We start from the raw sequence: 3,042 nt of genomic DNA on the forward strand, positions 1-3,042 counted from the left end.
TGATGAAAGCTTTGTAGGCAGGCATTCCTTGTGTCGCTATTATTCGGGCCTCGTTTACGGGGGTGGCATGAATAAGCTGTTGAAGTTGCTCCAAGATGGACGGTTCCATTCTGGGCGGGAGCTGGGCGAGGCTTTGGGTGTAAGTCGTAGCGCTGTCTGGAAGCACCTCCAGCGCGTTCAAAGTGAAACGGCGCTCCTCCTTTATAAGGTTCCCGGCCGGGGTTATCGTCTGGCCGAACCTTTGTCTTTGCTCGATGAAGATAAGCTCGTCCCGCGGATGAGAGCTATGGGCTGGGCGTTACATCTGTTTGACACGCTCGACTCTACGAACGCGGAAGCTCTGAGGCTTCTAGCCTCCGGCCAGGCCCCGCTGCTTGTGCTTGCAGAAGCTCAGTCTGCAGGGCGAGGGCGGCGAGGGCGACAATGGGTAAGTCCGTTTGGGCAGAACCTGTACTGCAGTCTGGCGTTAGAGGTACACGGTGGTGCTAGACAGCTGTCCGGCATGAGTCTTGTGGTCGGATTGGCTGTTATGCAGACGTTGCGCCAAATGGGGTTGCCTCAAGCGGGGCTGAAGTGGCCAAACGACGTATACGTGGATGGACGCAAAATCTCGGGGATTCTGTTGGAGCTGACTGGCGATCCCGCGGATCAATGCCATGTAGTGGCTGGCATTGGCGTCAACGTTAACATGCATGAAGCCGAGGGGATCGACCAACCTTGGACATCCCTCAACGAGTGGATCGGGATGGTTGATCGAAATGAACTGGCGCTTACGCTTGCTGGCAAGCTGAAAACATATCTCGATCAGCACGCTAGCACTGGGTTCTCCGGCCTGAGAGATGAGTGGGAGGCGAGCCATATTTGGCAGCATCGCAGATGTACGCTTAGTACTGGGACGCAAGAGTTTTCGGGAACGGTGCTGGGAGTGGATCACCAGGGTGGGCTCAGACTGATGATTGACGGTGTCGAGCGTTCATTCAGCGGCGGAGAACTAAGCTTGAGGTTGGATCAATGATTCTTGAGCTGGACTGCGGTAACAGCTTGATCAAATGGCGCGTCTTGGACTCTTGTTCCGGCGTCGTTGCGGCGCAGGGAGCCTCGAGCTGTGCGGCTGGCTTATTGGGGGAGCTTGGCAGTCTGGTTCACTTGCGTATCTTGAGAGCTAGGTTGGTCAGCGTACGCAGCGACCAAGAGACCACGGAGATCTGTACGCGCATCTCCGACGCCCTGTCTGTTCACGTTCAGAGCGCTGCCCCTGCTAAAGAGTTGGGCGGCGTAATCAATGGCTATCTTGAGTATGAGCGGCTTGGGATGGATCGCTGGCTGGCTATGGTCGGCGCTTTTCAGCTCAAGCGTGACGCCATGCTCGTGCTTGATCTGGGGACGGCGGTGACTGCTGATCTGGTGGATGCACAGGGTGTCCATCTTGGTGGTTTTATCTGTCCAGGAATTTCCCTGCTCAGGAGTCAGTTGCATGCTCATACGCAGCGCATACGTTACTCCATGGATGAGGCGCCTGCTGCATCCTGCACTCTAGAGCCCGGGCGAACCACCGTAGAGGCGGTGGAGCGAGGCTGTCTATCAATGCTCGACAGTTTTGTGTCTACACAAATTCGTCAGGCGGGCGATCGTTTTGGGGCGGCCTTCAGCGTTTATGCTACTGGGGGTGATGCGGGTCTGATCAAGGATATCGGCCAGGTCCAGCGCATACCGGATCTCGTTTTTCGGGGGCTGGCAATCGCTTGCCCCTAACGCATCTATAAGGTTGAAGGTTGCATGCGTTGGTTATTTCTTCTTTTGGTGCTGTTGAATGTTTTTTTCTGGGTTCAGCACCAATACGAGGCTCCGGTTCGAGTTAAAGAGGTCGCGCCTCTCGATTCTTACAGCCGGCTTCAGCAGAACATCACTTTGCTCAGTGAGTCCTCAGTACCCCAGCGGCGAGCCAGTTCATCATCGGCGGCCAATGATGATGGATGTCTGTTCCTTGGTGGGTTCGACGAAGAGCAGCAAGCAGAGTCTTTAGAGCAGCGTCTGCTGAGCCTGGATGTGCAGTCCGAGGTTCAGCAGGTCGATGCAGCTACCGGCGTGGATTACTGGGTCTATCTGCCCCCGCTTGCGTCCAGGCAGGCCTCGCTACGCCAGTTGCGTGAACTGCAAAGCCGCAATATTGATAGCTACATCATTACGGTAGGCGACCTGTCGAATGGTATTTCGCTTGGGATCTTCTCGCGAAAAGACTCTGCAGAGGGGGTGGTTGCTCGTTTGCGCGAGGTTGGCTATGCGGCGCTGGTTCGTGAGTTACCGCGTATGCACCGCAAGTACTGGGTGCGCGTCGCAGTCGCTAGTCGTAATCAGCTGGACGATACCATCTTGCGAGGCTTGAAAAACGACATGCCGGAACTGCAGCATCGGCAGATGTCCTGCACAGACGTTGCAACTTCCGAATAGTTTGCATAGAATGGCGCCCGCTTCGCAGCTAGGGCTGATTGGTTCCTTCGCGAAGCGGCTGTCGATGAAGCTAAGCTCAAGATTTATATGAGAAAATGCTTGACAGCCTGGTGGCAGATGATGAAAATGCCGCCTCACTTTGGAGGGGTTCCCGAGCGGCCAAAGGGATCAGACTGTAAATCTGACGTCATAGACTTCGAAGGTTCGAATCCTTCCCCCTCCACCAGATTCAAGCGTAAGCTTCGGCGTTCGCGGGTATAGTTTAGTGGTAGAACCTCAGCCTTCCAAGCTGATGATGCGGGTTCGATTCCCGCTACCCGCTCCAGCTTCGATGTTTGCGGTATATGTTTCGCTCATGTAGCTCAGTTGGTAGAGCACACCCTTGGTAAGGGTGAGGTCAGCGGTTCAAATCCGCTCATGAGCTCCAAACCTCAAAGGCAGATATGTAAATATCTGCCTTTGTTTTAATGGTGGCGTGACTAGCTCAATTCAACGATGGGAGACGGTCTCGATGGCTAAAGAAAAGTTCGAACGTAACAAACCGCACGTCAACGTCGGCACCATTGGTCACGTCGACCATGGCAAGACCACTCT

4 protein-coding genes and 3 tRNA genes are annotated in these 3,042 nt (G+C 54.9%); all 7 read left to right on the forward strand.

All coding sequences use genetic code 11. The features are described 5' to 3' along the window. The first annotated feature begins 67 nt into the window (after positions 1 to 67). Positions 68 to 1,015 (forward strand): bifunctional biotin--[acetyl-CoA-carboxylase] ligase/biotin operon repressor BirA, encoded by a 948-nt coding sequence (birA, locus tag NAO55_RS20840; RefSeq protein ID WP_102840941.1) that lies wholly within the window; start codon positions 68 to 70, stop codon positions 1,013 to 1,015. Then, complete coding sequence (locus NAO55_RS20845) at positions 1,012 to 1,752, forward strand: pantothenate kinase (RefSeq protein WP_102840414.1); 741 nt, start codon at positions 1,012 to 1,014, stop codon at positions 1,750 to 1,752. The genes birA and NAO55_RS20845 overlap by 4 nt, the downstream gene beginning before the upstream one ends. A gap of 24 nt (positions 1,753 to 1,776) precedes the next feature. Continuing rightward, a complete protein-coding gene (locus NAO55_RS20850) occupies positions 1,777 to 2,448 on the forward strand; it encodes an SPOR domain-containing protein (RefSeq protein WP_102840415.1) in 672 nt (223 codons plus the stop codon). Positions 2,449 to 2,589: 141 nt separating this feature from the next. Next, positions 2,590 to 2,674 (forward strand) — tRNA-Tyr (locus NAO55_RS20855). Between the two features lie 25 nt (positions 2,675 to 2,699). Then, positions 2,700 to 2,773: transfer RNA gene (locus NAO55_RS20860), tRNA-Gly, on the forward strand. 26 nt (positions 2,774 to 2,799) lie between these two features. After that, positions 2,800 to 2,875, forward strand: a tRNA-Thr gene (locus tag NAO55_RS20865). A gap of 84 nt (positions 2,876 to 2,959) precedes the next feature. After that, positions 2,960 to 3,042, forward strand: an 83-nt coding sequence (locus NAO55_RS20870; RefSeq protein WP_003292966.1) for a GTP-binding protein, incomplete at its 3' end; no start/stop codon positions are given.

The sequence above is a fragment of the Stutzerimonas frequens genome (genome assembly GCF_024448335.1).
GTDB classification, from domain to species: Bacteria; Pseudomonadota; Gammaproteobacteria; order Pseudomonadales; family Pseudomonadaceae; genus Stutzerimonas; species Stutzerimonas frequens.